This window comes from Methylobacterium sp. J-118 (genome assembly GCF_057836565.1).
Window position 1 is genome coordinate 2,393,255 of sequence record NZ_JBYQFA010000001.1, and the last position, 26,075, is coordinate 2,419,329.

A 26,075-nucleotide genomic window follows, 5' to 3' on the forward strand; every position below is an offset into this window, starting at 1 on the left:
ATACCCTCAAGCCCGCCGCACGTTCCAAAAGGTGCTGAACCCCTTCAGGATGCCGTTGAGGTCGCGCTTGGCCGCCGTGGCGTAGAAAGCTTGCCCCAGCGGCACGAAGGGCACCGCGTCCATCGCCCGTGCTTGGATGTCCCGGCAGATCGCCCGCTGCTGCGCGGGATCGCCGCTCGCCAGCCACTGCGCGCGCAGACCCTCCATCATCGCGTCGGTCGGCCAGCCGAACCACGCGCGCTCGCCGGTGCCGCGCAGCGCCAGGTAGCCCGCGGGGTCGAGGAGGTCCTGGCCGGAGAAGGTCGTAAAGAACGCGCTCCACCCGCCCTGCGCGACCGGTTCTTTCTTGGCGCGGCGCTGCACCACAGTGCCCCAGTCGGTGACCTGCGGGTCAACGCTCATGCCGATCTGGCGCATGAGGTCGGCCGCCACCTCGCCCAGGGCCTGGAGCTTGGGGCTGTCGGTCGAGATCAGCACAACCGCGCGCTCGCCCCGGTAGCCCGCCGCCTCCAGGGTGCGCTTGGCCTCCTCGACCGGCCGGGGACTCGCCAGGACGTCGAGACCGGCCGCGCTCGCCATCGGCGTGCCGGGCGGGAAGACGCCGACCCCGTCGCGCCAGAGGGCGCGGTCCTCGCCCATCATCGCCAGCATGAAGTCTTCCTGGCGTACGGCCGTGAGGACGGCGCGGCGCACGCCCGGATTGTCGAAGGGCGGGTGCAGGTGGTTCACCCGCATCAAGGCGACGTTGCCGAGCGGATCGCCCTGGAAAACCTGCAGGTCGCGGCTGCGGCCCAGGACCGGCAGCAGGTCGGTCGGCGGGTTGTAAAACATGTCGACCTCGCCCGCGACGAGGGCATTGACGGCGGTGGCCGCGTCCGGCTGGACGAGCCACTCGACCCGATCGAAATGCACGATCTTCGGCCCGGCGGTGCCGCTCGGCGTCCCGGTCTCGCGCGGGCGGTAGCCCTCGAACCGCGTGTACACGGCGCGCGCGCCGACGACGCGCTCGTCCGCCTTGAAGCGGAAGGGACCGCTCCCGACGATCTCGGTGAGCTGGGTGAAGGCGTCGGTCCGCGCCAGCCGCTCGGGCATGATCGCAGGGTAGGGGGCGCCGTTGCGGGCCAGGGCATAGGGCAGGAGCGGGAAGGGCCGCTTGAGGCGGAAGCGGATGGTGCGGTCGTCGGGCGCCGCGAGTTCGTCGGTCGCGGCCATCAGCGCCCCGCCGAAGGCGTCACGGCGCGCCCAGCGCACGAGGCTCGGGACGCAGTCCCGGGCGAGTACGGCCGAGCCGTCGTGGAAGTTCAGTCCCGGCCGCAGGGTAAGTTCCCAGGTGAGGCCATCGTCCGAGACCGTGTGGCCGGCCAGCATCTGGGGCTGGGGCGTCAGCCGCTCGTCGAGGGCGAACAGCGTGTCGTAGACCATCGCCGCGTGGTCGCGGGTGACGTAGGCGGTGCTCCACGTGGGGTCTAGGACCGTGACGTCGGTGTAGGGCACGTATCGCAGGACGTGCGCGCCCTGCGCGGCGACGCGGCCCGGCCGTGCGATGCCCGCGGTGATGGCCGGGGCGGCTGCGAGCTGGAGGAAACGACGGCGATCCATCCTGCACCTCGTCGAGCACGCACGCGCCCGGCGCGCCGGTCAGCGTCCCACCCCAGGGCGCGCATGGCAAGCTGCATGCCGGCGCCTCGGTGCGTCCGTCAGGAACGGCCCGCCGGGGATCTGACGCCGTCAAGCTCTCGAAGGCAGGGCCTCGCCGCTCGTTTCCCGGCGGTCCGAGATGAGGACCGATGGAGGCAGCCGCTCGGCGCAGCCGATACCGAAAGGCGCGGTGCCCAGTCTTCGCGACCTTATCGAACGGAAAACCAGAATCCGTAATAATACGCGTCCAGGTCGCGGGTCCGTGCGATCATGGCGCGATCGCCGATTTCGGTACGAAGCTGAGGAGTGCTCGCTGCGGTTCGGCAGCCGCTCAGTACATCGCTGGGTCAGAGCTATCGCTTGGATGTGCCATGTTCTTGCTCATGGTCGCATCCATCGGGAAGTTGAGATTGATACCGCGCGGCGGGATCGGCTTGGTAAACCACTTTTCGTAGAGCGCCTTGCCCTCGGGGCTGGTGTAGAGCTTGGCCGTGGCAGCGTCGGCCACCTTCTTGAAGGCCGGATCGTCCTTGCGCACCATGATCCCGTAGGGCTCAGGCCGCGAGAGCGTGTCCGATGAAATCCGGTAGGCGCCCGGCTCCTTCGAAGACGCGATCAGGGAGGCGAGCAGCACGTCATCCATGACGTAGGCGGCGGCGCGGCCGTTCTCCACCATCAACCACGCCTCGCCATGGTCTTTTGCCTGCAGGACCGTCATACCGAGGTTTCTTGAGTTGTTGGCCTCAAGGGTCTGAATGATATTCGTCGAACCTGGGATCGATACGACGGTCTTGCCTTTCAGGTCATCAATCTTATCGATCTTGGCAGATTTCTTCGAAGCGAACCGCGTCGCCGTGAGAAAGTGAGTGTTCGTGAACCAAACCTGTTTCTGGCGCTCCGCATTGTTCGTAGTGGAGCCACATTCCAGATCAATCGTGCCGTTGGCCATCAAAGGAATGCGCGTCGAGGCGGTCACCGGCACAAGCTTGACCTTCAGTTCGGAAAGCTTCAGCTCGGCTTTGACCGCATCAGTGATCTTGTAACAGATGTCCATTGCAAACCCGACCGGCTTCTGATCGCCATCGAGATACGAGAATGGGATCGATGCATCCCTGTAACCAACAGCGATCTCGCCACTGTTTTTGACCTTCTTCAGCGTGCCGGTGAGTTCCTCGGCTTCGACGACATGAGATCCAAGCATAACGATCGTCGACACGATCAGCCAAGACATGCGGGACATGACGGTCCTCCAACTACACCGTGGGCTGCGTTATCGAGCAGCCCAAGCACCCGCGCGTGCGGCACGGGGTCAAGCGGATCACCCGGGGCAATTTTTGCGCCGCTCTCGGGATAGCGTGTAATACATCAGTACATCGGCACAGAGGCTGACACCCGATGCCAAACTTGGTCAGTGAAGGGCTCAGTCGCAGCGTCTCTTTAAGCTCGGGTGGCAAAGCTGCTCCGATTTCGCTCGGGCGGCCTTCCTAGGTCGCTAATTGCCACCGGTAAGAGCAGATCTCCCGAGAAAGAGCTCATCACCGCAATCATCCTATCTGTGTGATGTCGCGACGTATAGAGAGCGAAAGCGCTTGGCGTGCGCAGCAAGGCAACCCCTCTGCTGCGTGTCGAAACATTCAAGTCAAGAACGTCAACAAAGATAGCGCCGCTCGACCCCACAAGTCAGATCGATCTCAGTTCGAAACAGCGTAGTTCTGACCGATCAACATCCGTTGACCGGGGGGGCCTGCGCCTCTAAGCCGATCGGCAACTTTCGGCTACAACACGATGTATCGTCGCGACGTCAAGCTTGTCGTCGCAGGCTCATATTTTCCGAACAGCCGCGATGATCGCCTCGGCGGCTTTGTAGACTCCATCCGCGTCGACATCGAGATGCGTGACGGCCCGGAGTGTGCCGGCGTCAACCGGGTCTATGCCGATGCCGCGCTCGGCCAAGGCCCGCGACAGGGTCGTTGCGTCCAATACGTCGTCGATGAGGTCGAGGAAGACGATGTTCGTCTCCGGTGTCCGTACCCGGAGTTGCGGTACACCCGACAGGCACTCGGCCAACCGCCGCGCATTGTCATGGTCGATGGCCAGCCGCTCGACGTGATGGTCTAGCGCGTACAGGCCTGCCGCCGCGATCACGCCAGCCTGACGCATCGCGCCACCGAGGCGGAATTTCCACCGCCGAGCGGCCGCCACGAAGGCCTCGTCCCCCGCCAGGACCGCGCCGACCGGGCAGCCTAGCCCTTTCGAAAGGTCGAGCCAGAGGCTATCGCACAGTGCCCCGAACGCGTCTGCGGGCGTGCCGGTCGCGACGACAGCGTTGAGGATGCGCGCACCGTCCATGTGCACCTTCAGCCCGGCCTCCCACGCGGCGGCCGAGACTGCGGCTAGGGTCTCAAGCGTCCACACCGAACCGCCACCGCGATTGACCGTCTGCTCGACGTGGAGGAGGCGGCTGACAGGCACATTGATCTTTTCCGGGCGCAGCGCAGCCCGGACAGCCTCGGGCGTGAAGATACCGCGGTCGGAGCGGACCGACCGGATTTGGGTGCCTGCGATCGCGGCCGCGCCCGCGGACTCGGACGAGATGAGGTGCGAGATGTCGGCGGCGATGATCTCCTCGCCTGGCCGGCAGTGCACGAGGACTGAGACGAGGTTGCACATCGTACCCGATGGCAGGAACAGTGCGACCGGTTTGCCCAAGAGCGCGGCGGCGCGAGCGCAGAGTTCGTTGACGGTGGGGTCCTCGTGGAGTTGCTCATCGCCCACGGATGCCGCAGCCATAGCGGCCCGCATGCCGGCTGTGGGCCTTGTCTTGGTATCGCTGCGCAGATCGACGGCGAAGGAGATCATGCTCTAATGTGACTCGCTAAAGCCTGGGGTTCAGCGGCATCCGCGATCGCCACGGCATCAACTGATGACACATGCACAAACCGATCGACGAGTAAGACCGCGACTGTGTTGCCGAACACGTTTACAGTGGTGCGGCCCATATCCATGAATACGTCGATTGCCGCGAGCACAGCCACAGATTCAATAGGCAAGCCGAGGGCGACAAGGACCGTGGTGGCTGCAACGAGCCCACCTCCCGAGACGTTGCCCATGCCCTTCGTCGAGATCAGTCCCGTCACGATGATGGTCAGCATCGCCGGTAGATCGAGCGGAATGCCGTGAGCTTCGACCACAAAGGCGGTAGCGAGCGAGATGTAGAGCGACGTGCCGTCTTGATTGAACGAGTAGCCGAGCGGGATCACGGTTGAGACGATTTTGTTCGGCACTCCGAACCGCTCCAAAATCTCCATGTGTATCGGCAGCGTCGTTTCTGACGAGCGCGTCGTGAAGGCTAGCAGCAGGGGCTCGGCGATCTTCTGGGTGACGCGGACGGGATTGTGGCCGATAGCGAATAGGACGAGCCACATCACCGCGATCACCAGCACCAGTCCGAGGTAGAGTGTCGCGATCAGCTTGCCCAGCGCGGTAATCATGCCGAGTCCCTGGCTCGCGAACAGCCATGCCATGACCGCGGCCACCGCGATGGGTGCGAGCGCAATGATCCAGCGGACCATCCGCATCATGGCGGCCTGTACGCCCTCGAGGACCGCGACCGCCCCGCTGCCGACCTCGCCGATAGAGGCGAGCGAGGCGCCAAACAGGATACCGAACAGAAGAACCTGTAGGATTTTCTGCTCAGCCATGGCGCTGACGATGTTCACTGGCACGAGGTCGACCAGGAACGACACTAGGTCGATCTTCAGCCCAGCGTTCGCTGGCACCTTGCCGGTAATCGAGAGATCGGCGCCGATGCCCGGATGCACGAGCGCGTTCATGAGCAGCCCGGCCAGGATGCAGATCCCAGTCGCGATGAAGAACCAGACGAAGGCGATGAGCACGATGCGCCCGAAAGCCGAAAGCTCCCGGCCCATGTTATAGATGCCGAGCGCGATCGACGAGAAGACTAGCGGGATGACGATCATCCGCAGCGCCTTGATGAACACTTGTCCAATCGGCAGCAGGGCCTTGCCGAGGTCTGGGAAAGCGAAGCCAATAACGCAACCGACGACCAAGCCCGTGAGCATCTGTAGCGACAAGGTCCGGTTGGCCCGGCTGCGAACCGCTCCGCCATCCGCCGGACTACGCGAAGCCATGCTCGCCATGATACTGCTCCTGTGCTGCCGGATGGGCATGGACGCCGCGCTTGGGCTGGAGATCTCCTCGGGTCTAGCCCGTCGCCGCCATCCTCGGAGCTGTGTTTTGACCGCGAACCCATTCACGGGCGAGCCGTTCGACGCGGTCGATGTCGCTCCGGTCGTTGTACAGCCCGAAGGAGAAGCGTAGCAGGTCCCGCCGGATGCTCAGCCGGACGCCGTTCGCCACCAAGTGTTCGTACAGCGCCGCCATGCTCAGGTCGGCGGCCGAGTCGTGATCGTACCCGAGCGCGGCGCCAACCGTGACGATGTGGCTGGCCCAGCGACCGGGCCGGCCGCCATAGACCGGCAGCCCGATCGCGAGCAGGCGATCGGCGAACTCACGCGCGAGCCCGAAGGCGTGGTCCTCGACCGCCTGCGGGGTCAGTTCGAGGATCAACTTGAGCGCCGGCATGACGGCAATGATGGCCGGGTAGTTGTAGTTGCCAACATCAAAGCGTCGCGCGCCCGGGGCGAGGCGACCCGAGATCGGGTCGCCGAGGCTCGCCTCGTGCCCCTCCTGCTCGACCCCGAAGCGCGACAGTAGGGCGGGCTGGAGTTGCTCGGCGACGCTGCGGCGGACGTAGAGGAAGCCCAGCCCGTACAAAGCCATGAGGCCCTTCTGCGTCGAGGCGGCCAGCACGTCGACGCCCCACGCCTCGACGTCCGTTGCGAGGACGCCGATTGACTGCGCCGCGTCGACCACGAGGTGAACGCCGCGCCGACGGCATTCCGCCCCGAGCTCCGCAACCGGAAAGCGGAAGCCCGGCGCGAAAGACACCGCGGATATCGCCACCGCTCGGCATCGCTCGTCCATGGCGGCCACGATGTCGTCTAAAGGTGCCATGCCGTCCTTCTGGCGGACGTTCTTGATAATGATCCCGTGCTTCCTGGCGAGACCGTACCAAGGATAGATGTTGGCTGGATGCTCGAGTTCCTCGCAGACGACCACGCTGTCCCCCGCCCGCCAGTCGAGCGCGGCCCCGAACGCGGCGATGCCATCCGTCACGTTCCGGGTGAAGGCGACCTCGTCCGAGTGGCTGCCGATCAGCGCCGCAAAGTGGTCACGGCATTCCTCGACCGCGGTGAACAGGCCCTTCTTATCGACCGTGCCCTCGGCCATATCGTTGAGGTGCTGATCGAGCGCTCGCCGGCCGCCGTCGTAAAAGAGCGCGCGCGCGGACATGTCGAGGAACGGTCCGGCCCGTGTGCCGGGGAAGTGCTCCCGGGCTGCCGCGAAGCGGTCTGCGCTGGGCGCCATCAGATGATCTCCTGCCTCTTCACTCGAACATTGGCAGAGGATGACGCCACTTGGCCGCTGCGCAAGATGTGCGTTAGGTTCCTGCGCTATGAGCAAAGCTAATAGCGCCGCTTTTGCGGGCATACCGTTGGCGAAGCTGCGCGTTTTCGATGCGGCGGCGCGGCACGCGAATCTAGTGCGGGCAGCAGCCGAACTCGGTATGACCCAGGGGGCGGTCAGCCACCACGTGAAGGCGCTCGAGGACGCTCTTGGGACGGCGCTCTTCCACCGCGGACCGCGCGGTGTGACGCTGACCGAGGCCGGGGACCTTCTGGCGGACTACGTTCGGCGCGCGTTTGACGAACTCGCCGCGGGCCTTGAACGGATCGGCCAGCCGCGGCGGCGTACGACGCTCGTCGTCGCGGCGCCGCGCAGCTTCGCGCTCCGCGTTCTCGTCGGGCGGCTAGGCGGCTTCCTACGCGCGCATCCGTGGATCGACTTCCGCTTGGACACGCACCGATACTACGCAGACCTCAACCATTCCCCAGGGGATATCGCCATCCGAGCCGGAGACGGATCTTGGAAGGACCTTGCGGTTGAGCGGCTCACCCACGAAACCTTGTTCCCGGTCTGCACCCCGGCCCTCTGCGACGGCGCACCGCCGAGCGCAGCGTTCCTTCGCGCGAACCTTCTGCTGCACTACGCTGAACGTCCGACCTGGCCCGCTTGGCTCCACGCTGCGGGTTACGATGCTTCGCTAGGCACGGTGGGTCCGAGTTTCAGCGAGACGGCGCTGGTGCTCGCGGCTGCGGAGCAGGGGCAGGGGATAGCGATCGGCCGTCGCTCGCTGGTCGCCGACGCCCTCGCTGCGGGGACGCTCGTGCGCCCTTTCGAGGTCGAGCACGATGACGGCGTTGGGTATTTTCTGGTGGCACGCAAGACCGACCTGAACCGCACCATGGCTCGCGTCTTCTCGGATTGGCTCCTCGGCGAGATGATAACCTTCGGCGGCGCACGAGCGCCGCCGCAGTCCACCTGAATGTCCGGCCACGCCACAGGGGCTGGTAGGAAGGCGGTAGAGCGTCACTTGCTTTCCACATACGCAGCATAATACCTCGACGAAGAGCAATGGATCGCCAGAACGCTCCGCGTCCCGATCCGACGCCGGTCGCTCGCGAACCTCTTTGCGAAATTGCCACGGCCTCAATGCAGCGCTTCGTGATTGTTGGTAGACTGGACAGTGCGGCCACTGCTCAGAACCATCTCGACAGAGGCTTCGCTTAGGTTCGCGCGGCCTGATGTACCTGGCCACCGACAATGTCTGCATTTTACGTCACTCATCCGAAACCCGTCGGACAGCTTTCGGCCAGACTACGTCACGCCGGATTGCCGATCAGCGCGAAAGCGGCCGTTCAGCTTTGCGCCCATCCCGGCCATTCAGCTGGCTTTGGCAAGATCTCAAGAGCGGACGCTGTCAGCTATGATGGGCCATTCGCGTAAGGGCGGCCAATGGAGGTCAGGCTCGCGTCCATAGGCCTTGGGGGCTACGAGTAACCTGTGCCTGGATGCCAGGGGCGTAGGTAGATCAGATGCCCAATACGGCCTCGCTCATACGACGCCCCGGTTGGCACGGCTCGCGACCCTTCGTCGGTCTGCCGAATTCGCCCCTGGCTCCGCTGCGTGGTCGATCGCAGCAATGACCTCTCTCGGTGCCAGGTGCTGGATCATGTGGCCCATGCCGGGGACGACGATGAGCTCGCTGTGCGGCAACTCACGATGCAGCCGCTTCGATTGCCGGTCGACGTCTGCGATCTGATCGTCCCCGCCGACGATGATTACCACCGGAAGCTTCACGTCGCGGTAGTGCTTCTCAAGCTCGACAGTCACCGGCGTCATAAGTGCGGCGTCCTCGGCTGAGGCACGCAGCTGTATCGGGCGCAGCATCATGGCCTTAGGGAACTGGCGGTCGAAGCGCTCGGTAACGGCGGCCGGCGAGAACATCGCCTTGATCATGGCAGGCTGCAGGATCCGACCAACCACGGGCGACACGGTATGGCGCATCAAGTCGCCGATGCCTGGGATCGCGACCGGGGAGGACAGCACGACGTCGGCGCGCAGCGTCGGATAGTAGTACCCCGAGGCCAGGACGAGGCTACGGACGAGTTGCGGAGCTTGAAGCGCGAGGGCGACCGCGACCAGCGCACCCCAGGAGTGTCCAAGCACGACAGCCTGCGAGACACCGAGCTTCTGGAGCGCCTTCTGGAACAGCGTGGCGTGGGCGCGTGGCGTCCAGAGGCCGCGCGGGCGATCGCTGTAGCCGTAGCCGGGCCGGTCGATGATGATGACCCGGTAGCGCTTGGCGAGATCGTCGACGATGCCGCTGATCAGGAAATCCTGGATCATCATGCCGTTGCCGTGGATTAGCACGAGATCCGGTCCGTGTCCGCGCTCGACATAGTGTAGGCTAACCCCATCGACGGTGATGAATTCACCGATCGGTGGGGTCTCGTGCTCGGCGTCTCGCGTCTTCGCGGCCGTGTAGACCGCGGATGCGGCGAGCGCTGCCGCTGATCCGAGCAAAGTCGGAACAAGCCACGCGCGGCTGTTGGGATGTCGCGTCATGTTGGGCTCCTGGATGGTGAGCAAGACGCGTCGTGATCGGACGATCACCATCGCGCGGCGGAGCCTATGCGGACGGATGTACGACCTGCGGAGCAGACCCGTGTCGGCCCCCTTCGGGTCCGGTACCTTATCCCTGTGCATCCGCTGCGGATGCTGCGGTGCAATAAGTTCAACGTACGCAGCGGCTGAATGATCCGTACCGTCCGAAGGATTGTTGCCTTGCGCCCACAATGGTTAGTCACAAGCTATGATAAATCCAGCTGTGACTGGCTGTCCGTGAGCGAAGGCTTTTTCAGACAAGCTTGTACGAAGAGTGCAGAATGGTCAGTATCGAGCGAGCGATCTCAAACAGGTATTCGTGCCGCTTCGGTTCATGTGGCACGATCACTATCAATGATGCCCATGACATACCCAGACAGTCGCCGATGCATGAAAACTCACAGATTGCATACATGGATCGAAATCTCGGCGATCAAAGCGGTTCGCGACCGACGGAGGTTCAGCGACTTCCGCGCAGTATTGGGTGTCACGCGTTGAATCTGGCGAGATCAGCATAACACCGCGTCCGACGAGCGTTTCAAGTACGGCTTGCTGACGAGGGTCTGCTACCTGTTCAACGATCGTGACTGCGGGGGAATCCTCTTCGAGCCAAGCTGCTGTGTCCGCAGCGTAGGCAAACCCAAGTACATCGTAGCCGTTCTCGCTCAGGAGGTGACAGTCACGGTCTCGCTGCTCGGCTCGATGCGAAAGCACCAGGGCGAGCGACCGATATCGCAGCTCCGCTCTCATGCGGCCTTCCTGGCTTTAGAAGCGGGCTTGCGTGCGGGCTGCTTCGATGCCGCAGTCGCTCTCTTCGAGTCCGAAGGCTTTCTTGCCGACGGCTTCGCTGTCGTGGCAGCCTTTTCGGTATCGATGCTCCGCTTGAGCGCTTCCATCAGGTTGACGACGTTGCCGGAGGTCGGAGCTTCGGCCTTGGCGCGACCTTTGCCCTTCGCAGGCTTCGACGCCTTGCTTTTGACCAAGGTGATCAACGCCTCCTCGTAGCGGTCCTCGAACTTCGAGGGATCGAACTTCTTCGTCGCGCGGGCAATCAGCTCCTCGGCTAACGACCGCATCTCATCGGTAGGCTTGCCGTCAGGCATGTCCTCGAAGTACGCCGTCGGCGACCGGACCTCATCCTGGTAGCGCAACAGCGTCGCCAGCAGACCCTTGCCGTAAGGTTCGAGCAGAACAACCCGCTCGCGCTTGTAGATGACGAGCCGCCCGAGCCCTGCCATGCCCTTCTTCTTCATTGCGTCGCGGATCACGGCAAAGGCCTCGCGCGAGACCTTATCTTCGGCGGCGAGATAGTACGGCTTGTCGAGGTAACGCTCGTCGACCTCCTCGCGCTTGCAGAACGCCTCAATGTTGATCGTGTGCGTGCTCTCCAGCGCGATCTCGCTGAGCTCGTCGGCCTCGATCGGCACGAGTTCGTCCTTGGCGACCTCGCAGCCCTTGATCTGATCGTCCCGGTCCACGGGTTCGCCCGTCACCGCATCGACGATGAGCTGCTTGATCCGGTTGCCCGTTTCACGATTGATCGTGTGACACTTGAGATCGCTCGAGGAGCTGACGGCTGGATACAGCCCGACAGCACAAGAGACGAGGGAAAGTCGCAGATGACCTTTCCAATTGGCACGAGCCGCCACTGTCGCCTCCAACATTCGCTCAAGTGTTGACGAGTCTCATCGGATCTGAAGAGAGTCGATCTCGATTTCGGCGACTCAACGGGGAGTCAGATCGACTCGTTCCGCCGCTCAGTCACCTGTGGATAACTTACGAGTTTGAGTGATCCGAGCGATTACGGAACTGCTGTCGGAACTCTTGTACAAGCGTCGCCGTTTGCCGAAAGCTATGGTCAAGCTCCTCGAACCCTATCGAGCCAAGCGGAATTTTGAGGTCTCATCCGAGCCGCCAGGACGGCGTGCCCGGAAGGCTAGGAAGGCCCGCTTCGTGGTGCAGAAGCACAATGCGACGCGCCTGCACTACGATCTGCGGCTCGAGATCGACGGCGTGCTCAAGAGCTGGGCGGTGACGCGCGGACCGAGCCTGGTGGCCGCCGACAAACGTTTGGCGGTCCAGACGGAGGACCATCCACTGGAGTACCTGCGCTGGGAGGGCGCGATCCCGAAGGGCCAGTATGGCGGCGGCACCATGATCGTCTGGGACACCGGGCACTGGGAACCGGTCGGGGACCTCGCGGCCGGATTGGCGAAGGGTCACGTCGAGTTCATCCTCCACGGTCAGCGGCTTAAGGGCCGCTGGCATCTCGTGCGGATGAAAGGCCACGGCAGTGAGAAGAAGGAGCCCTGGCTCCTGCTGAAGGCCGAGGACGAGCATGCCCGCCGGGAGGGCGACGCCGACATCCTGGAGGAACACGACGCCTCGGTCCTCTCGGGCCGCACCAACCATGATCTCGCGTCGAGCGGTGCCGTTAGAGCCGATCACGAAGCTCGCGCACGGGTCGCGGCCAGCCGGACTAAGAAGCCGGCAACAAGCCGGTCCACGCGTGCTCGCAACGCCATCCTCCCGCCCTTCGTCGAGCCGGCGCTGGCGACCTTGGTCGACGCCGCGCCGTCCGGCGATGGCTGGCTGTACGAGATCAAGCACGACGGCTACCGCATGCAGGCGCGCATCGACGGCGGTTCCGTCAAGCTGTTGACGCGCTCGGGTCTCGACTGGACGGCCAAGTTCAAGCCGGTCGCGGCGGCGCTCAAAGCCCTGAAGCTGCCCTCTGCCCTGATCGACGGGGAGATCGTCGTCGAGACGGAGACCGGCGTGTCGAGCTTCTCGGCGCTGCAACAGGCGCTCAGCTCCGGCGAGATCGAGCGCATGGTCTTCTACGCCTTTGATCTGCTCTACCTAGATGGCAAGGACCTGCGCGCCCTGCCGCTGATCGAGCGCAAGGGCCTGCTGCTGCAGAGCCTCTACGACGCCGGATCGGCCGGCCGCGTGCGGTTCAGCGAGCATCTCGTCACCGACGGCGCGGCCATGGCTCGCCACGCCTGCAAGCTCGGGCTGGAGGGCATCGTCGCCAAGCGCGCTGACGCGGCCTACCGCTCAGGTCGCAGTGATCTGTGGCGCAAGGTCAAGTGTACGTATTCCGATGAATTCGTGATCGCAGGCTACATGCCCTCGACGTCGGCAGTTCGCTCCGTCGGTTCGCTAATCCTCGGATCGTACGAGGGCGAGAGCCTCGTGCACGTGGGACGGGTAGGGACCGGTTTCAGCAATGCAGCTGCGCGCGATCTCTGGACGCAACTCGACCCGTTGCGGGTCAAGGCTTCGCCGTTCAGCACTGAGCTGCCCCCGCTCGCGCGGCGCAATGCCAGATGGGTCGATCCGCGGCTCGTCTGCGAGGTGACATTTCGAGGATGGACAGCCGACGACCAGCTGCGGCACGCTTCCTTCAAGACAGTTCGGCCGGACGTACGGCCGAACGAGGTCGTCCGGGAGGCGACGGTAAAGCGCCCGAAGCCGCGCGCTGCGAAATCCCAAGCGAGAGGCGCACCGATCGAGGGCGTTACGCTGACACATCCCGATCGCGTGCTGTGGGACGATGTCGGTCTCACGAAGGAAGGCTTGGCCGCGTACTACACGGAGATCGCCGAGCACATCCTACCGCACGTGATCGACCGACCGCTCTCGCTCGTTCGGTGTCCCGATGGTGTGGGCTCGTGCTTCTATCAGAAGCACGGCTGGGCCGGGATGGATGATCGGCATCTCCATCTCGTCGGGCACGGCTCCGAACAGGCGGTGGTGATCCGCGACCGTGACGGCCTCCTTGCGCTGGTGCAGTCGAGCGTCCTCGAGATCCATCCCTGGGGTGCTACGGCCGCCGATCCGGATCGGCCGGATCGCCTTGTCTTCGACCTGGATCCCGGCGAGGGTGTCGGATGGGGCGACCTCGTGGCCGGAGCGCTCGAAGTGCGCGAGCGGCTCGAGCGGTTGGGATTTGCCGCCTTCGTCAAGACGACCGGGGGCAAAGGTGTGCACGTCGTCACCCCGCTCGCGCCGCAGGCGACCTGGACCGCGGCGAAGGCCTTCACGAAGCGCGTCGCGACCGAGATGGCGAAGGACACACCTGAGCGCTACGTCGCGACCGTCTCGAAGCAAGTCCGAGATGGGCGTATCTTCTTGGACTATCTGCGCAATCAGCGAGGCGCGACCGCCGTTTCTGCCTTTTCGACCCGTGCTCGCGCGGGAGCGCCTGTGTCTGTACCCGTCAGCTGGGACGAGCTTCCCTCGCTCGGCTCCGGCGCACGCTTCAGCGTCGCGAGCGTGCCGAGCCGCCTCGCCGCGTTGAATCAGAATCCGTGGGCGGAATTTGCGCATGCGTCGCGGCGGCTCGACGTAGCCCCGTCGTAAGATCTGCTGCTTTCGGACACGCTCTGAACCAGCCTATCCACCCGCGCAGATTCGGCAGGGTCTTCTCTCCTATTCCTGCGAACCGTCTTCGAAACGGACCAACCGCTTTCGGCCATATACTGCCGGCCACTTCGCGCCCATCCCGGTGATTACAGGCGTCTCAAAAGCTTTTCTTTGCGGAAATCCTCGTAGGAGCTGCCACCCCGGACCGTCGCAAATGGAGAGACAGTCGGCACGCAACCGCATCGTGTCACCATTGCAGGCCAACCGGCGCCAGGCCCGAGTGCGGTGCAACGTGCAGCATGGGCCGAAACGAACGCGAGGGCGTTGTCAGCCCGCGTGCATCGAATTTGGGATGCAGACGGATCGAGGAGTTCAAGCCGCATGCTCACCGACGAAGCCGTCGCATTGCGCCCGCCCGCCCAGGTGCCGCCCCCGCTCGTGCCGGGCCTGCGCGGCCTCCTGACCCTCGCGGTCGGTGTCGTGCTGATCGCCGCCCTCTACTTCGGACGCGACGTGTTCATCCCGCTCGTGCTGGCTGTCCTGCTCAGCTTCGTCCTGGGCCCCGTGGTCAGCCTGCTCCGAAAGCTCAAGCTCGGGCGCGTTCCCTCGGTCATCGTCGCCGTCCTGCTCGCCCTCGGCGTCATCGGCGGCTTCGGTGCGATTATCGGCACGCAGGTCGCGGGCCTGGCCGGAAACCTGCCGCAGTACCAAGCCACCGTGCAGAAAAAGGTCGCAGGTCTGCAGCAGGGCTGGCTCGGTGAGGCCAACCGCGTCCTGCAGAAGTTCAGCCACCAGGTCCAGGACGCGACCCAGAAGGCCGATGCTGCTGGCACGACCGCGGCGGCTGGACCGGATGGCGGCACGCCCAAGGCGCAGTTGGTCAAGGTGCAAGAGCCCGAGGTCTCGCCCTTGACGCTTGCCCGCAACGTCCTCGGCCCGGTGGTCGAGCCCCTGACGACGGTCGGCATCGTGCTGGTGGTGGTCGTGTTCCTGCTCTTGCAGCGCGAAGACCTGCGTAACCGGATGATCCGCCTGTTCGGATCGAGCGACCTGCACCGCACGACGGTGGCGATGGACGATGCCGCGGGCCGGCTCGGGACCTACTTCCTGGCTCAGCTCGGCATGAACGCCACTTTCGGTATCATCATCGGCGTCGGGCTCTGGTTCATCGGGGTGCCCAACCCTCTCCTGTGGGGGGTGTTCTCGGCGCTGATGCGCTTCGTCCCCTATATCGGCGCCTTTATCTCCGGCATCTTCCCGGTGGCTCTTGCTGCCGCCGTCGATCCGGGCTGGTCGATGGTCATCGAGACCGCGGGATTGTTCCTGATCGCCGAGCCGATCTTCGGGCAGGTGATCGAGCCGCTGCTCTACGGCCATTCCACCGGCCTCTCGCCTTTCGCGGTGATCGTCTCGACTCTGTTCTGGGGTTTCCTGTGGGGACCCATCGGGTTGATCCTGGCCACGCCCTTCACCGTCTGCCTCGTCGTGCTCGGCCGCCACGTCGACAGCCTGGAATTCCTCGACGTGCTGCTGGGCGACCGGCCGCCGCTGACGCCGGTGGAGAACTTCTACCAGCGCATGCTGGCGGGCGACCCGGACGAGGCGCGTGACCTCGGCGAGGCCATGCTGAAGGAACGCTCCCTGTCCTCGTACTACGATGAGGTGGCGCTCAAGGGTCTGCAGCTCGCTGCCAACGACTTCGCGCGCGGCGTGGTCACCCCGGGCCAGCTGGAGAACATCCGGGCCTCGGCGCGGTCATTGGTCGAGGACTTCGAGGACCACGAAGATGTCGAGCCGAACGGCGACGACAAGGCGGTCAACCCGAACGCCACGCCGACCCTGGCCGAGCGGGCCCATCCGAAGAACGAGGCCGTGCCGGGTCAAGCGCCCCCGACCGAAGCGCTTCCCGAGGGGTGGCGCGGCGAGGCACCGGTCCTGTGCGTTGCCGGGCGCGGGCCTCTCGACGAGGCCTCCTCGGCGATGCTGGCCCAGCTGCTGCGCAAGCACGGGCTCGGCGCCCGGGTGTTGGGCTACGAGGCCGTCTCGCGCGAGCGCATCCGCAACCTCGATCTGACCGGGGTGGCGATGGTGTGCATCTCCTACCTCGACATCACCGGTAACCCGGCACACCTGCGCTACCTACTGGAGCGGCTCAAACGGCGCGCCCCGGGCATGCCAGTTCTCGTCGGGCTGTGGCCGGTGGGCGAGAAGGTGCTCACCGACGCCGCCGTTGGACGGGAGGTCGGCGCCGATGTCTACGTGTCCTCGCTGCGGGACGCCGTGGAAGCCTGCCTGAAGAAGGCTTCAGCACAGGCTACCCAGTCGCAGGCCGCTGCCTGAGCATCAGCAGAATAAACTCACCTATTCAAGCACCGGGCTGATTGAAGGGTTCGACGTCTGGTTTTGGATATTAGGTCCGTGGTCCTGAGCAGCCGATTTGCGCCGGTGTGAGCCTGTCCGCTTCTGCGGCGGATCGTCTCCGAAGCGGACCAGCGGCTTTCGGCCAGACTACGCCAGATCGAATCACCAACCCGCGCAAAACCGGCCATTCGGCTTTGCGCCCTTCCCGGTCATTCAAGGAGAATCTGCTGCTTCCGCATAGCGGACATTTGGCGCGACAGCTGCCATGCCACTCGCGTAAGGGCACGCTACGGAACAAGGCGCACCGCAGCCTCACACGCTGGTCGCGTAGAGATCGTCCACGCCATAACCGTAGCTAATCAGGGCCATGCCAAGTGCGAAGCTCGCGCGGAAACTGCAGGCTGGCATACGCCTGCTGGTGCCCCATCCAGGTGATGCTTCCATGGCAGACCAGAATGCCAAACACTTGGGTAGCTCAACAAGAGACAGTTACGGCTACCGTGGGAGTGCTAGAATCTCTGCCTCGTACTCAGAACATCCGTGCCAGCCATCCGGCAAGGGACCACGCTTGAAGACCCGAGATCGACAGATCGCGATCGCCTCCTCGTGTGTCAGTAAGCTCGCACATGTATCGAATGTGTACTTCTGAGGAACGGTATCGGCTCTTGAAGTGCCGATCTGTGCCTGACAGGCCGTCTCGTGCTCAACCCTGTAGGCCTCGGATGCATCTCGGTCCCTCTGAACGCGATTGGCAGCGAGCAGGCCTATTGTGACGATCGAAACGAGGGCGACGACAATGCGCGCCCGCGGCTTCTCTCCTGTGTAGTTCCATGGACGCGCATAACTGTACCAAACCGCAGCGACCGGAAGGACGATGACTGCGAGAACGTCGAGGTTTTGAAGCGATCCCTCATATGCAGCCACCGTCGATGCAATAACCGCGATGAACAAAGCAAGCGTTAAAAGCGACGTTATCGCTGGGCGCTCGTACAGCGCGAACCGAATTTCCTCATCCCATCTCCGCATAGCCATCCCCCTGAACATAGAGGCAAGGAGAATAATTTCTGCCGTGCCGTGCCGCGCCGAATCAATTGCGTTTGAGGTGAAAGGGACGAGGGCGAACAACACTGTGGTGCAACTGAATGCCGCCCCGATCGATTTGCGACTGTTTGCGTCGGTGGTGGTATGGCTCAAGCTCCAGCCATCGGTTGGTGAACCCATGAGAGCCGCCGTGTCTATAAAAGCCTCGTTACAAGCCGAATTCGTAGAATACTTCCTGATAGCCAACGCGCACCGGTTGTCGAACTAGTGGGAGATGTAGAAGTGAGTGTCGGCTCCTATTCGACAAGACAGGCTATAGCCAATGGGGTCAATATGTAGTGAGTTATCGCCTTACTAACTAAACTCTCGATCATCTTTCGAGCTGGCCCTTCCAGCTGGTCAGCCAATAGCATCTTGGGAAACAAGGCAGCGCTGGCAATCAACAGGGCACGCATTGAGCTGCTCGCAGGCGTCATCGCAAAGCCAAGCTTAAGCTCGCTTCTTTTAATATGTTCCTGATTATGTAAGTTCATACGTGGTATCTATAGAGGTGAAAATTGTACGGGGGTGGCGTCGCCGCTCTTTAGACTGCTTCCGGTAGCATTGCGCTGGCTACACATACGTCTAGTCGCGGTACTGCCTCCGACAACGATTGGCCCGCCTCGGCGTGCCGTTCGCAATAACATCGTGGGCTGAACCTTAGCAGAGCAGTGTCAATCATATGCCCCGCATTACTTCTGACAGTATGAGACTAATATTAGAAATTCTGAAATCGATCTACACTCGATGCAGTGCGTCGAGCTGTTTCCAGAAGAACGACGAAGCGCTTTTCGCAATGGGCAATCTATATGAGAAATCTGACTTTTACGCGTTGGCCGATGTAATTGCCGGTGTTCGCGCAGCTGTATTGTCTAACAGTTTGTGACTAAGTTCATGACCTGGCATTGGACGCCCGAGATAGTAGCCTTGAAATAGATCGACACCAAACGAGGAGACAAGTTCGATTTGTCGAGCCTCTTCGACACCTTCAACAATAGTTTTCTGCGCGCAGGTGCTGACGAGATCGATGATATTTTTCAGGAGCTTTTCGCCACGGGGTGTATCGCAACTTTGCACAAAAAAACGATCGATTTTCACCATATCGAATCGGAGTTCACTGAGGCATGTCAAGCCGGCAAACCCCGTGCCGAAGTCGTCCAGCCATACCCGGATGCCCGACGCGGAAAGCTGCTCCATCAGCTTAGCAACTTCAGGGTTGCCGCTGATCTGCCCGCTCTCGGTAATCTCCAGGGCCAAACGTGATGGTTCGATGCCCGTTGTTTGAACGATCGCTCTAACAGTGCTCACGAAATTGGGATCGTCGATTTGCCGCGCGGAGATATTTACGCTGACGACAGGCAGGTTCGGTTCGGCGGCGAGGAAGCGACAGGCTTCCCGTAGAATCCACTCCCCCATCTCGAGGATGACCCCCGTACGTTCAGCGACAGGAATGAACGCTTCCGGTGAGATCGAGTGCCCTTCAGCATCTTTGAGCCGCATCAGCGCTTCGGCCGCCCATACGTGGCCCACCGATATGTCAACGATGGGCTGAAAGACTGCAGAGATGCGCCCATCCGCCAAAGCCGATCGGAGGTTCTCGGCGCTGAGTTCGTTGTCAGCGCCGTCGTCGAGCATTCGTTTGTCGAAAATCCGCACGCGGTCGCGGCCCTCGTCCTTTGCGGCGTAGAGCGCTAAGTCCGCCGCAGTCACCGTGCGCTCGGGTTTTTCGCCCGCGATGTCCGTGGAATACGCTGCGCCGATGCTGACCGTGACTGATGATCTATGGTCGCGACGTGCCGTATGGGGGATGCAGAGTGTCTCTACCGCGTGACGAATTTCCTCCGCGACGGCGTGAACTTGTTTGGCTGAGCTAACCGATAGCAGCGCAACAAATTCTTCTCCGCCAAAGCGGCCGAGCGAACATTTCTGACGCTCGGCGACCTCGCCCATCGCCTTGCCGAGCGTGGCAAGACAGCGGTCTCCCTGTTGATGCCCGTAACGATCATTGTAGAGCTTAAAGAAGTCAACGTCGATCAAAATCACGCCGAACGGTTCGCCAAGTTCGACACTTTTATTCCAAAGATTTTGCAGGATGCCGTCGATCGCGCGTCGATTGGCTAAGCCCGTCAGCGCGTCCGTCGTCGATAGGCGGTAAAGTTCTTCTCCACGGTGAAGCGCCTCCCGATGACCGATTTCGGCTCGACAAGAGTTTAAATAGACACGAAATCTCTCGCGATTGTATTTGAAATTCAGGAATAGCGTCAACAATAAGCTGAACGCGTACAGTGATCCGAAGCAAAATATGTAAGCCCAATTATTAGCAAATTCAAATGCCCATGCCAGAAATGTAAATGCGATCAACCCGGACGAGATTAGGGCGAGCTTAAAGCTCAGATCAAAGAATAAGTTAGAGACCAACATGAATATCAAGCCATACCCAGCATAGTACAGCGTCGCGGTTGTGTCAGAACTTTGTGTAGCTAAATACAGCCAAGCGGCGAAGCCAACGTAGATGCCCAGCGCGGACTGGTATTCCAGAATTCGCGTATCGACCTTGTTTCGGACCTGCATTACGATCGCGGCGACATATAGCCCACCGATAGCGAAGCGAAGCGTCAGCGTATAGGGGAGCATGTCACGGATGAGGACGGCGTCGATCGCGCCGAACGCGATGTAAAGCAGCCCGACCCATTGACAGGATTGGCTCATGGCTATGCGCACTGCTTGCTCATGCGCAATTCGAAATGACCGATGCAGCTGAGGCGAGCGGCGTTGAAACCAGCACTTCCTCAGTTCGTCGTCGAGTTGATCGAGCGTTGCGATGCTCATAGCGGCCCCGGCCTTCCGCAAATGCTCTACCAGGGTTGCGTCCCAAAATTCTTAATGCCTCGGCGGCTCGGGAGCGTTCATCGTTTGGCGAGTGCAGCCAGCCCCTATGGTTCAAATTTGACGAACGTGGTTAACCATCGCATTGCCTAGGCGCGCGGTGGCGTACGTCGCTCTACGGTCCCGCCCCGCAGGCCACTTCCTCGTGTGAGGCGAGTCATCGAAACGCATTGGTCTGCAGCGATCAGGAGGTCGATTATCTCGAGTCCTGTGCGTCATGCCCATGGACAAAGCTTAACCATTGGTTAAGCTTAATCCGGCGCCGAGCGGTCTCGGCGTCGGATCGGGGTGGTTCCAGATGGCCAGTAAGGGACTTCTGCTTTCGCGTGAACGCGAGGGCCTGCAAGGCTTTGTCTCGCTTCAAGGTTGGGAGCTCACACAGGAGGGAGCCACCCGGATCCCGGTTGAACTGCCGGAAACTCTTTATGCGGTCGTTGGCGATGACGTCCGTGCGGCGCTGACGGGACTTCTCGCTCTCGCGACTCCAGATAACTACAGCCGGCTGACGCAGGCCGTTATTGATCTACTCGGTCTGCTCAAGGAAACGTTTAGCGATAAGACGTGGCAAAACGCAGTACTTCCGGCGGCTCGCACCCATACCCTCGCCGGTCTCATCCACGAATGTCCGTTCACCCACCATTCTTTTACCAGGCCACGCGGATATCCCGGTGACGCCGGGCTTCTGGACTTTGTCTATCGCCATCCCGCTGCGCGGCCTGCACAAGAGGCGGCGTCGGACGCCGGGCGCACGGTCATGACCTCGACGGTCGACGTGACGGCCTGCGAAGCTGTGCGACTCCGGCGGTCAATCCTGGCTGGGAAAATCGATGATGCCGCGCTACGGCGAGATCGACCGCGGATCCTTGCCGTAGCCAGTGGCCATCTGCGTGAGGCAGAACTCAGCGTGGCCTTGAAAGAGGGCCGGATCGGGCGTCTGCTGGCGGTCGACCAAGATGCTACAAGCCTCGCCGCCGTCGATGGCTATCGCACCTCGATCTCTGAAGTGATCGAGACCAACCCGAGCACAGTTCGGGCCATTCTTGCCGGAAAGACCGATTTGGGCCGGTTCGATCTGATCTATGCGGCGGGCCTGTACGACTATCTCGACGCACGGGTCGCTGCACGCCTGACACGCGCCCTTTTCGAACACCTCGACCCCGGCGGGCGGCTCTTGATACCCAATTTCCTGTGGGGCGTCCCCGAGGAAGCCTATATGGAGGTGTTTATGGATTGGTACCTCCTGTACCGGACTCGCGACGAGATCGAAAAATTCGCCGAGGAGATTCCACCTACCACTGTTCGCCGGATGACCTACTCGGAGGACGGCACGGGCGTCATCGGCTACCTCGAAGTTGAACGAGTCTAAGGCCTCTTGCGTCCGGCACTGTGAATGCTCCGATCTCGATCCCCGTCGGCTCCGCGGGGGTACATGTTGCCCCCGAAAAGCGAAGCACGGAATTAAACGCATCGAAAGATTGAGTGTGGCAGGTTTCTCACCTACGGTGAGAGGGTGTGATGCAAAACGGGGCGCTCGCAGCTAGCCTGGTGTTCACAGCAGTCGCTACGGCTGCGGCGGCGGCGGATCTCGCCTCGCCGCCGCCACAAGTCGTACCAATGAGCTGGCTACCGTCCTTCTATGTCCATGTCGGGGTCGGCGGAATCTTCAACGATCCCAAAGCACGCATTAATCTGGCCGGCACACCTGTCGCGGGAGGCACGGTAAGGATCGACGATCGCGCGACCTTTGCGATCGAAGCGGGATATTTCGTAGCCCCCGCAATTGCCGTATCGGTTAGCGGCGGTGTTCCACCAATCTCGAAAGTCGAAGCCGCCGGCACCTTGGCCGGCCTTGGCCCTGTCGGAAAAACCGAGGGTGGTCCGGTCGCGGCAACGGTGCACTACCACTTCTTCGGCCTCGGCGCATTCCAGCCCTACGTGGGAGCAGGTCTCGCCGCCCTGATCGTGTTCGGCGACGAGGATCGTCTTCTGCGTCGCTATCGAACCGACGATGCAGTCGGACCCGTGATCCAGGCGGGCTTCGATCTCATGCTGGACTCGCACTGGGGTGTCTTCTTCGACGTCAAGAAGGGGTTCCTCGCGACCAACACCAAGGGCTACCTCTTTGGTGTACCTGTCCGTTCTAACGTGAGCCTGGATCCGGTCGTGCTACACTCGGGCTTGACTTACCGTTTTTAGGTGTATGTTCCCATGTTGCGGTGTGACGGGTTGATTGCGAAGCGATTGGGCTTTTTCGCCCAGATGTTCAGGATGAACTCGTTGTGTGTCAAGCCGCGCGGGGTCTTGAGACTACGAGCATGGTACCAAGCATCCAGGAGCAGATGCAGATGCGTTCGATGCTAAGGATGTCTATCGTAATGGTAGCGCTTGACCGAGGCGTCCTTGATCGTTTGTTTCATTCGCTCGACTTGCCCATTGGTTAAAGGATGGTTAACGTTGATCAGACGGTGTTCGATGCCATGCTCGACGCAGACACGGTCGAAGATGTTGTGGCTATCGTAAATGTCCTGCGGGCGTGACGTGATCTGAACACCCTTATCTGTGAGCACAGTATGGATGTGGTAGGCGGCAGCTTCGATGAAGTCGCGCAGGAACTTGAAGGCTTCCATCTTGCTTGCGCTTTGAAAGGTTCGCGGGAAGGCAAACTTGCTGGTTCGGTCATTGGTCACCATTAGCCTGAGCGGACCCTAGGTGTGCACACCTCGGCGACGTCGATCTGCACATAACCGAAAGAACTATCTCCGAGGCGCTGTTCCTTGGTTTAAGGCCGTCAATCTCGGGCGGTCGGCTGACGCCGTGCCGCTCCAGAAAGCGAAGCCTCGACGATCGGGTCAGGAGCGGGATCGTCGGCTGCAGACCGTAGAGGCAGTCGTCGAGCGGGAGAAGTGTGACGTCGAGAGACGACGATGATCGCCGCCTCAACTGTGAGCACGGTGGGGCGCGGTTCCTTGGGGCTCATCCGCCCATCCGCTGTGCTCGCCCGCTTGCGCCATTTCTGAACCGGCGTTGGGCTCACTACGTAGCGCTTCACCAGCGCTCTTTCGCTCTCCTAACGTAGTTCGATGGCACGACGGATTGCCTCCGCCGTGGTGGCGCTTCCATGAAGAATCCATCCAATGCACAGCCCTCGCTGCATGGTAGTCAACCGTACCACCGCATTACGGGATCAAACACCGGGCGTTAGAGGTCTGGTCAGCTCAGGCCATGGCCCGCATCGACGGCTCGGCGAACAAAGCCCTTAATCGAGCCCGATCCAGTTCCGATACGCCCAGCGTCGCCATCGGTCGCGCGAACAGGTAGCCCTGCATCTGCTCGCAGTGCAACTCGCGTAGGATCGCAAGCTGCTCGACGGTCTCGACCCCCTCGACCGTGACTTGCAGGCCGAGGTTGTGCCCAAGGTTTACGATCGCCCGGACGATTGCCAACGTGTCTGCGTGTTGGCCAAGCCGGCGCACGAACGACTGATCGACCTTGATCTTGTCGAACCGGAACTGCTGCAGGTAACTCAGCGACGAGTACCCGGTGCCGAAATCGTCGAGTGCTAGGCGGACGCCCAGGCCGCGCAGTCGCCCTAGGACCGCGACCGCCGCGGATGCATCCTGGATGAACACGCTCTCAGTGATCTCGATCACCAACCGTGCGGGTTGGAGGCCATGCTGTGCCAGGGCCGCCGCGACCAGCGCCGGGACGTCGGTTTGCCGGAACTGGGTCGGCGAGACGTTGACCGACACTCGCCATGGCTGCGGCCAAGCCGCCGCCGCCGCGCAGGCGGTGTCGATCACCCACGCGCCGATCCGCCCGATCAGCTCCGTCTGCTCCGCCACCGGGATAAACTCGGCCGGTGAGACGAAGCCGCGCTCCGGATGCTGCCAGCGGATCAGGGCCTCGAAGGTCTCGATCTCGCCTGTACGAGCGTTGACGATCGGCTGGTAGAACAGCCGCAGCTCGTCGCGATCGATCGCCCCGCCGAGCTCGTGTTCGAGCAGCTGACGTGCCTGCAGCTGGGCATCCATCGCCGCCTCAAAGAAGCGCACCGCACCCCGGGCCTCGTCCTTGACGCGGTACAGGGCGGTATCGGCCGCGCGCATCAGCGTCTCGGCCGTGCTGCCGTCCCCGGGGTAGAGGGCGACGCCGGCGGAGGCGCCGATCTCGACGCGACGGTCATCGATCAGGAAGGGGCGACGCAGACCCTCGACGAGGCGACTGGCGATATCCGCCACCCGCTCGGGCGCGCGCGTGCCGGTCAGCACCACCACGAACTCGTCGCCGCCGACCCGGGCCAACGTGTCGGTCGGGCGCAGCTCGGTCAGTATGCGCTTGGCCACATGGACGAGGAGCGCGTCGCCGGCGGCGTGGCCGTGCAGGTCGTTGACCGCCTTGAACCGATCGAGGTCGAGGTAGATGACAGCGACGCCGGTCCCGTCCAGGGCGGCGGCCTCGATCGCCGGGCCGAGGCGCTGCCCCAGCAGATAGCGGTTGGGCAGATCGGTCAGAGCGTCGTGTAAGGCGAGGTGACGGATACGCGCTTCGTCGCGCTTGCGGTCGCTGAGGTCGCGCAGGGCGACGGCGGTGGCCGGCTTGCCGCCGAACTCGATGGTGCGGCAGGATAACTCGACCGGGACATGGGTGCCGGCAGCAGTGCGAGCCTCGAACTCCTCCGGTCGCAACTCTTCGGGCCGGCAGCGCGAGCGCCGGAGCAGCCCTGGAGCATCGCTCTCCGCGAACAGGTTTAGAAGTGGTTTGCCGATGATCTGCTCGGCCGGTGCCGCGAACAAGCGTGTGCCGGCTTGATTGATCTCCAGCACGACCCCGTCGCGATGGATGAACAGCACCTCGTGCGCGAGGTTGCTGAGCAGGCGCATGCGGTCGAGTTCGCGCAGAGCACGCTGCGACAGGTGCTGCTGTAGGGCCAGGGCGACCACGCCGGCGATCAGCACGGCGAGGCTGACGGCAGCGACCGTCAGGGCGAGCGGGGTCGAGCCGAGCACGTAGCTCTCACCCGCTCGCGGCGCCATCGGCGCGACCGTGACGGCGGTCATGCCGGTGAAGTGCAGGCCGCAGATCGCAAGCGCGAGCCAACCGGTGACCTCGGTGCGGCGGCCGAAATTCGTCAGTGCGCCAGCCCGTGACAGAGCCAGGATGGAGAGCGGGATGCTGACCAGGATCGAAGCGGCGACGTAGGCGGGGTCGAACAGCACGAGGCTGGAGGCGGTCATCGCGCCGACGCCGAGATAGTGCATACCGGTGATCGCCAGACCAAGTACGGTGCCAGCCAGGGCGACACCGAGCGGGGCGGCGGACAATCGCCGCCACAGACAAAGAGCGGCGAGCGAGCCTGCGATAGCCACGACGATCGATGCGGCGGTGAGGTTGACGTCGTAGGCGACCTGCGCCCCGGGCCGGAACGCTAGCATGGCGACGAAGTGCAGCGACCAGACGCTGCCGCCGAACAGGGTCGCAGCCGCCAGCAGGGCGCGCAATGGCGGGCGCCCCCGGGCATCGACACGTGTCATCAGATTAACGGTTGCGAAGCATCCGAGCGCGCAAATGATTGCGGAGAGTGCGACGAGGCGCAGGTCGTGCTGATGAGCGACGCAGGAGAGGACGCGGGTCATGGCCAGCTCGGTCGC

At 62.8% G+C, this 26,075-nt stretch carries 15 protein-coding genes and 1 pseudogene; 5 read left to right on the plus strand and 11 right to left on the minus strand.

What is annotated here, in order from left to right; translation table 11 throughout:
* Positions 1–6: 6 nt before the first annotated feature.
* From AC3IF3_RS11535 to AC3IF3_RS11555, 5 genes are all read right to left on the minus strand, one after another.
* The gene (locus AC3IF3_RS11535; protein ID WP_489228830.1) at positions 7–1,599 is read right to left on the minus strand and encodes an ABC transporter substrate-binding protein; all 1,593 of its coding nucleotides are present in this window, start codon (positions 1,597–1,599) and stop codon (positions 7–9) included.
* Positions 1,600–1,969: 370 nt separating this feature from the next.
* A complete protein-coding gene (locus AC3IF3_RS11540) occupies positions 1,970–2,869 on the minus strand; it encodes an amino acid ABC transporter substrate-binding protein (RefSeq protein WP_489231284.1) in 900 nt (299 codons plus the stop codon).
* Positions 2,870–3,459: 590 nt separating this feature from the next.
* Positions 3,460–4,497 (minus strand): threonine aldolase family protein, encoded by a 1,038-nt coding sequence (locus AC3IF3_RS11545; RefSeq protein WP_243970025.1) that lies wholly within the window; start codon positions 4,495–4,497, stop codon positions 3,460–3,462.
* Positions 4,494–5,798, minus strand: a complete 1,305-nt coding sequence (locus AC3IF3_RS11550; RefSeq protein ID WP_489228833.1) for a dicarboxylate/amino acid:cation symporter — start codon at positions 5,796–5,798, stop codon at positions 4,494–4,496. Before AC3IF3_RS11550 ends, AC3IF3_RS11545 begins: the two co-directional genes overlap by 4 nt.
* Positions 5,799–5,862: 64 nt before the next feature.
* Entirely contained in the window at positions 5,863–7,089 is a 1,227-nt protein-coding gene (locus AC3IF3_RS11555; RefSeq protein ID WP_243970021.1) for an aminotransferase class V-fold PLP-dependent enzyme, read from the minus strand.
* A 127-nt stretch (positions 7,090–7,216) separates the two neighbouring features.
* Between AC3IF3_RS11555 and AC3IF3_RS11560 the strand changes: the two genes are divergently transcribed.
* On the plus strand, positions 7,217–8,107 hold the full coding sequence (locus AC3IF3_RS11560) for a LysR substrate-binding domain-containing protein (protein ID WP_489228835.1): 891 nt from the start codon (positions 7,217–7,219) through the stop codon (positions 8,105–8,107).
* Between the two features lie 569 nt (positions 8,108–8,676).
* On the opposite strand, the gene AC3IF3_RS11565 is transcribed toward AC3IF3_RS11560, so the two are convergent.
* Both AC3IF3_RS11565 and ku read right to left on the minus strand, forming a co-directional pair.
* Positions 8,677–9,690, minus strand: coding sequence for an alpha/beta fold hydrolase (locus AC3IF3_RS11565; RefSeq protein ID WP_489228837.1), 1,014 nt, complete (start codon positions 9,688–9,690; stop codon positions 8,677–8,679).
* A gap of 785 nt (positions 9,691–10,475) precedes the next feature.
* Positions 10,476–11,378, minus strand: a complete 903-nt coding sequence (ku, locus tag AC3IF3_RS11570) for a non-homologous end joining protein Ku (RefSeq protein ID WP_489228838.1) — start codon at positions 11,376–11,378, stop codon at positions 10,476–10,478.
* Between the two features lie 205 nt (positions 11,379–11,583).
* Here ku and ligD point away from each other — a divergent pair, with 205 nt between their 5' ends.
* Both ligD and AC3IF3_RS11580 read left to right on the plus strand, forming a co-directional pair.
* On the plus strand, positions 11,584–14,097 hold the full coding sequence (ligD, locus tag AC3IF3_RS11575; protein ID WP_489228840.1) for a DNA ligase D: 2,514 nt from the start codon (positions 11,584–11,586) through the stop codon (positions 14,095–14,097).
* Positions 14,098–14,481: 384 nt separating this feature from the next.
* A complete protein-coding gene (locus tag AC3IF3_RS11580; protein ID WP_489228842.1) occupies positions 14,482–16,440 on the plus strand; it encodes an AI-2E family transporter in 1,959 nt (652 codons plus the stop codon).
* A 516-nt stretch (positions 16,441–16,956) separates the two neighbouring features.
* Here the strand turns inward: AC3IF3_RS11580 and AC3IF3_RS11585 are convergent.
* Positions 16,957–17,655, minus strand: a complete 699-nt coding sequence (locus AC3IF3_RS11585; RefSeq protein WP_243969336.1) for a hypothetical protein — start codon at positions 17,653–17,655, stop codon at positions 16,957–16,959.
* A gap of 711 nt (positions 17,656–18,366) precedes the next feature.
* A complete protein-coding gene (locus tag AC3IF3_RS11590; protein WP_489228844.1) occupies positions 18,367–20,370 on the minus strand; it encodes a putative bifunctional diguanylate cyclase/phosphodiesterase in 2,004 nt (667 codons plus the stop codon).
* A 355-nt stretch (positions 20,371–20,725) separates the two neighbouring features.
* On the opposite strand from AC3IF3_RS11590, the gene AC3IF3_RS11595 reads away from it, so the two are divergent.
* Together AC3IF3_RS11595 and AC3IF3_RS11600 are read left to right on the plus strand one after the other, a co-directional pair.
* Complete coding sequence (locus AC3IF3_RS11595) at positions 20,726–21,793, plus strand: class I SAM-dependent methyltransferase (protein WP_243969339.1); 1,068 nt, start codon at positions 20,726–20,728, stop codon at positions 21,791–21,793.
* A 149-nt stretch (positions 21,794–21,942) separates the two neighbouring features.
* Positions 21,943–22,623 (plus strand): OmpW/AlkL family protein, encoded by a 681-nt coding sequence (locus tag AC3IF3_RS11600; RefSeq protein WP_489228846.1) that lies wholly within the window; start codon positions 21,943–21,945, stop codon positions 22,621–22,623.
* Here AC3IF3_RS11600 and AC3IF3_RS11605 read toward each other — a convergent pair.
* Positions 22,620–23,563, minus strand: a pseudogene (locus tag AC3IF3_RS11605) (transposase family protein). The gene AC3IF3_RS11600 and the pseudogene AC3IF3_RS11605 sit on opposite strands and share 4 nt — an antisense overlap.
* Before the next feature lie 79 nt (positions 23,564–23,642).
* A complete protein-coding gene (locus AC3IF3_RS11610; protein WP_409564825.1) occupies positions 23,643–26,060 on the minus strand; it encodes a bifunctional diguanylate cyclase/phosphodiesterase in 2,418 nt (805 codons plus the stop codon).
* Between the last annotated feature and the right edge of the window lie 15 nt (positions 26,061–26,075).

Bases quoted from the DNA above. Each gene is read 5' to 3' on its own strand.
- AC3IF3_RS11535 (WP_489228830.1), bottom strand. From the start codon at position 1,599: ATGGATCGCCGTCGTTTCCTCCAGCTCGCAGCCGCCCCGGCCATCACC.
- AC3IF3_RS11540 (WP_489231284.1), bottom strand. From the start codon at position 2,869: ATGTCTTGGCTGATCGTGTCGACGATCGTTATGCTTGGATCTCATGTC.
- AC3IF3_RS11545 (WP_243970025.1), bottom strand. From the start codon at position 4,497: ATGATCTCCTTCGCCGTCGATCTGCGCAGCGATACCAAGACAAGGCCC.
- AC3IF3_RS11550 (WP_489228833.1), bottom strand. From the start codon at position 5,798: ATGGCGAGCATGGCTTCGCGTAGTCCGGCGGATGGCGGAGCGGTTCGC.
- AC3IF3_RS11555 (WP_243970021.1), bottom strand. From the start codon at position 7,089: ATGGCGCCCAGCGCAGACCGCTTCGCGGCAGCCCGGGAGCACTTCCCC.
- AC3IF3_RS11565 (WP_489228837.1), bottom strand. From the start codon at position 9,690: ATGACGCGACATCCCAACAGCCGCGCGTGGCTTGTTCCGACTTTGCTC.
- ligD (WP_489228840.1), top strand. From the start codon at position 11,584: ATGGTCAAGCTCCTCGAACCCTATCGAGCCAAGCGGAATTTTGAGGTC.
- AC3IF3_RS11580 (WP_489228842.1), top strand. From the start codon at position 14,482: ATGCTCACCGACGAAGCCGTCGCATTGCGCCCGCCCGCCCAGGTGCCG.
- AC3IF3_RS11590 (WP_489228844.1), bottom strand. From the start codon at position 20,370: ATGAGCATCGCAACGCTCGATCAACTCGACGACGAACTGAGGAAGTGC.
- AC3IF3_RS11595 (WP_243969339.1), top strand. From the start codon at position 20,726: ATGGCCAGTAAGGGACTTCTGCTTTCGCGTGAACGCGAGGGCCTGCAA.
- AC3IF3_RS11600 (WP_489228846.1), top strand. From the start codon at position 21,943: ATGCAAAACGGGGCGCTCGCAGCTAGCCTGGTGTTCACAGCAGTCGCT.
- AC3IF3_RS11610 (WP_409564825.1), bottom strand. From the start codon at position 26,060: ATGACCCGCGTCCTCTCCTGCGTCGCTCATCAGCACGACCTGCGCCTC.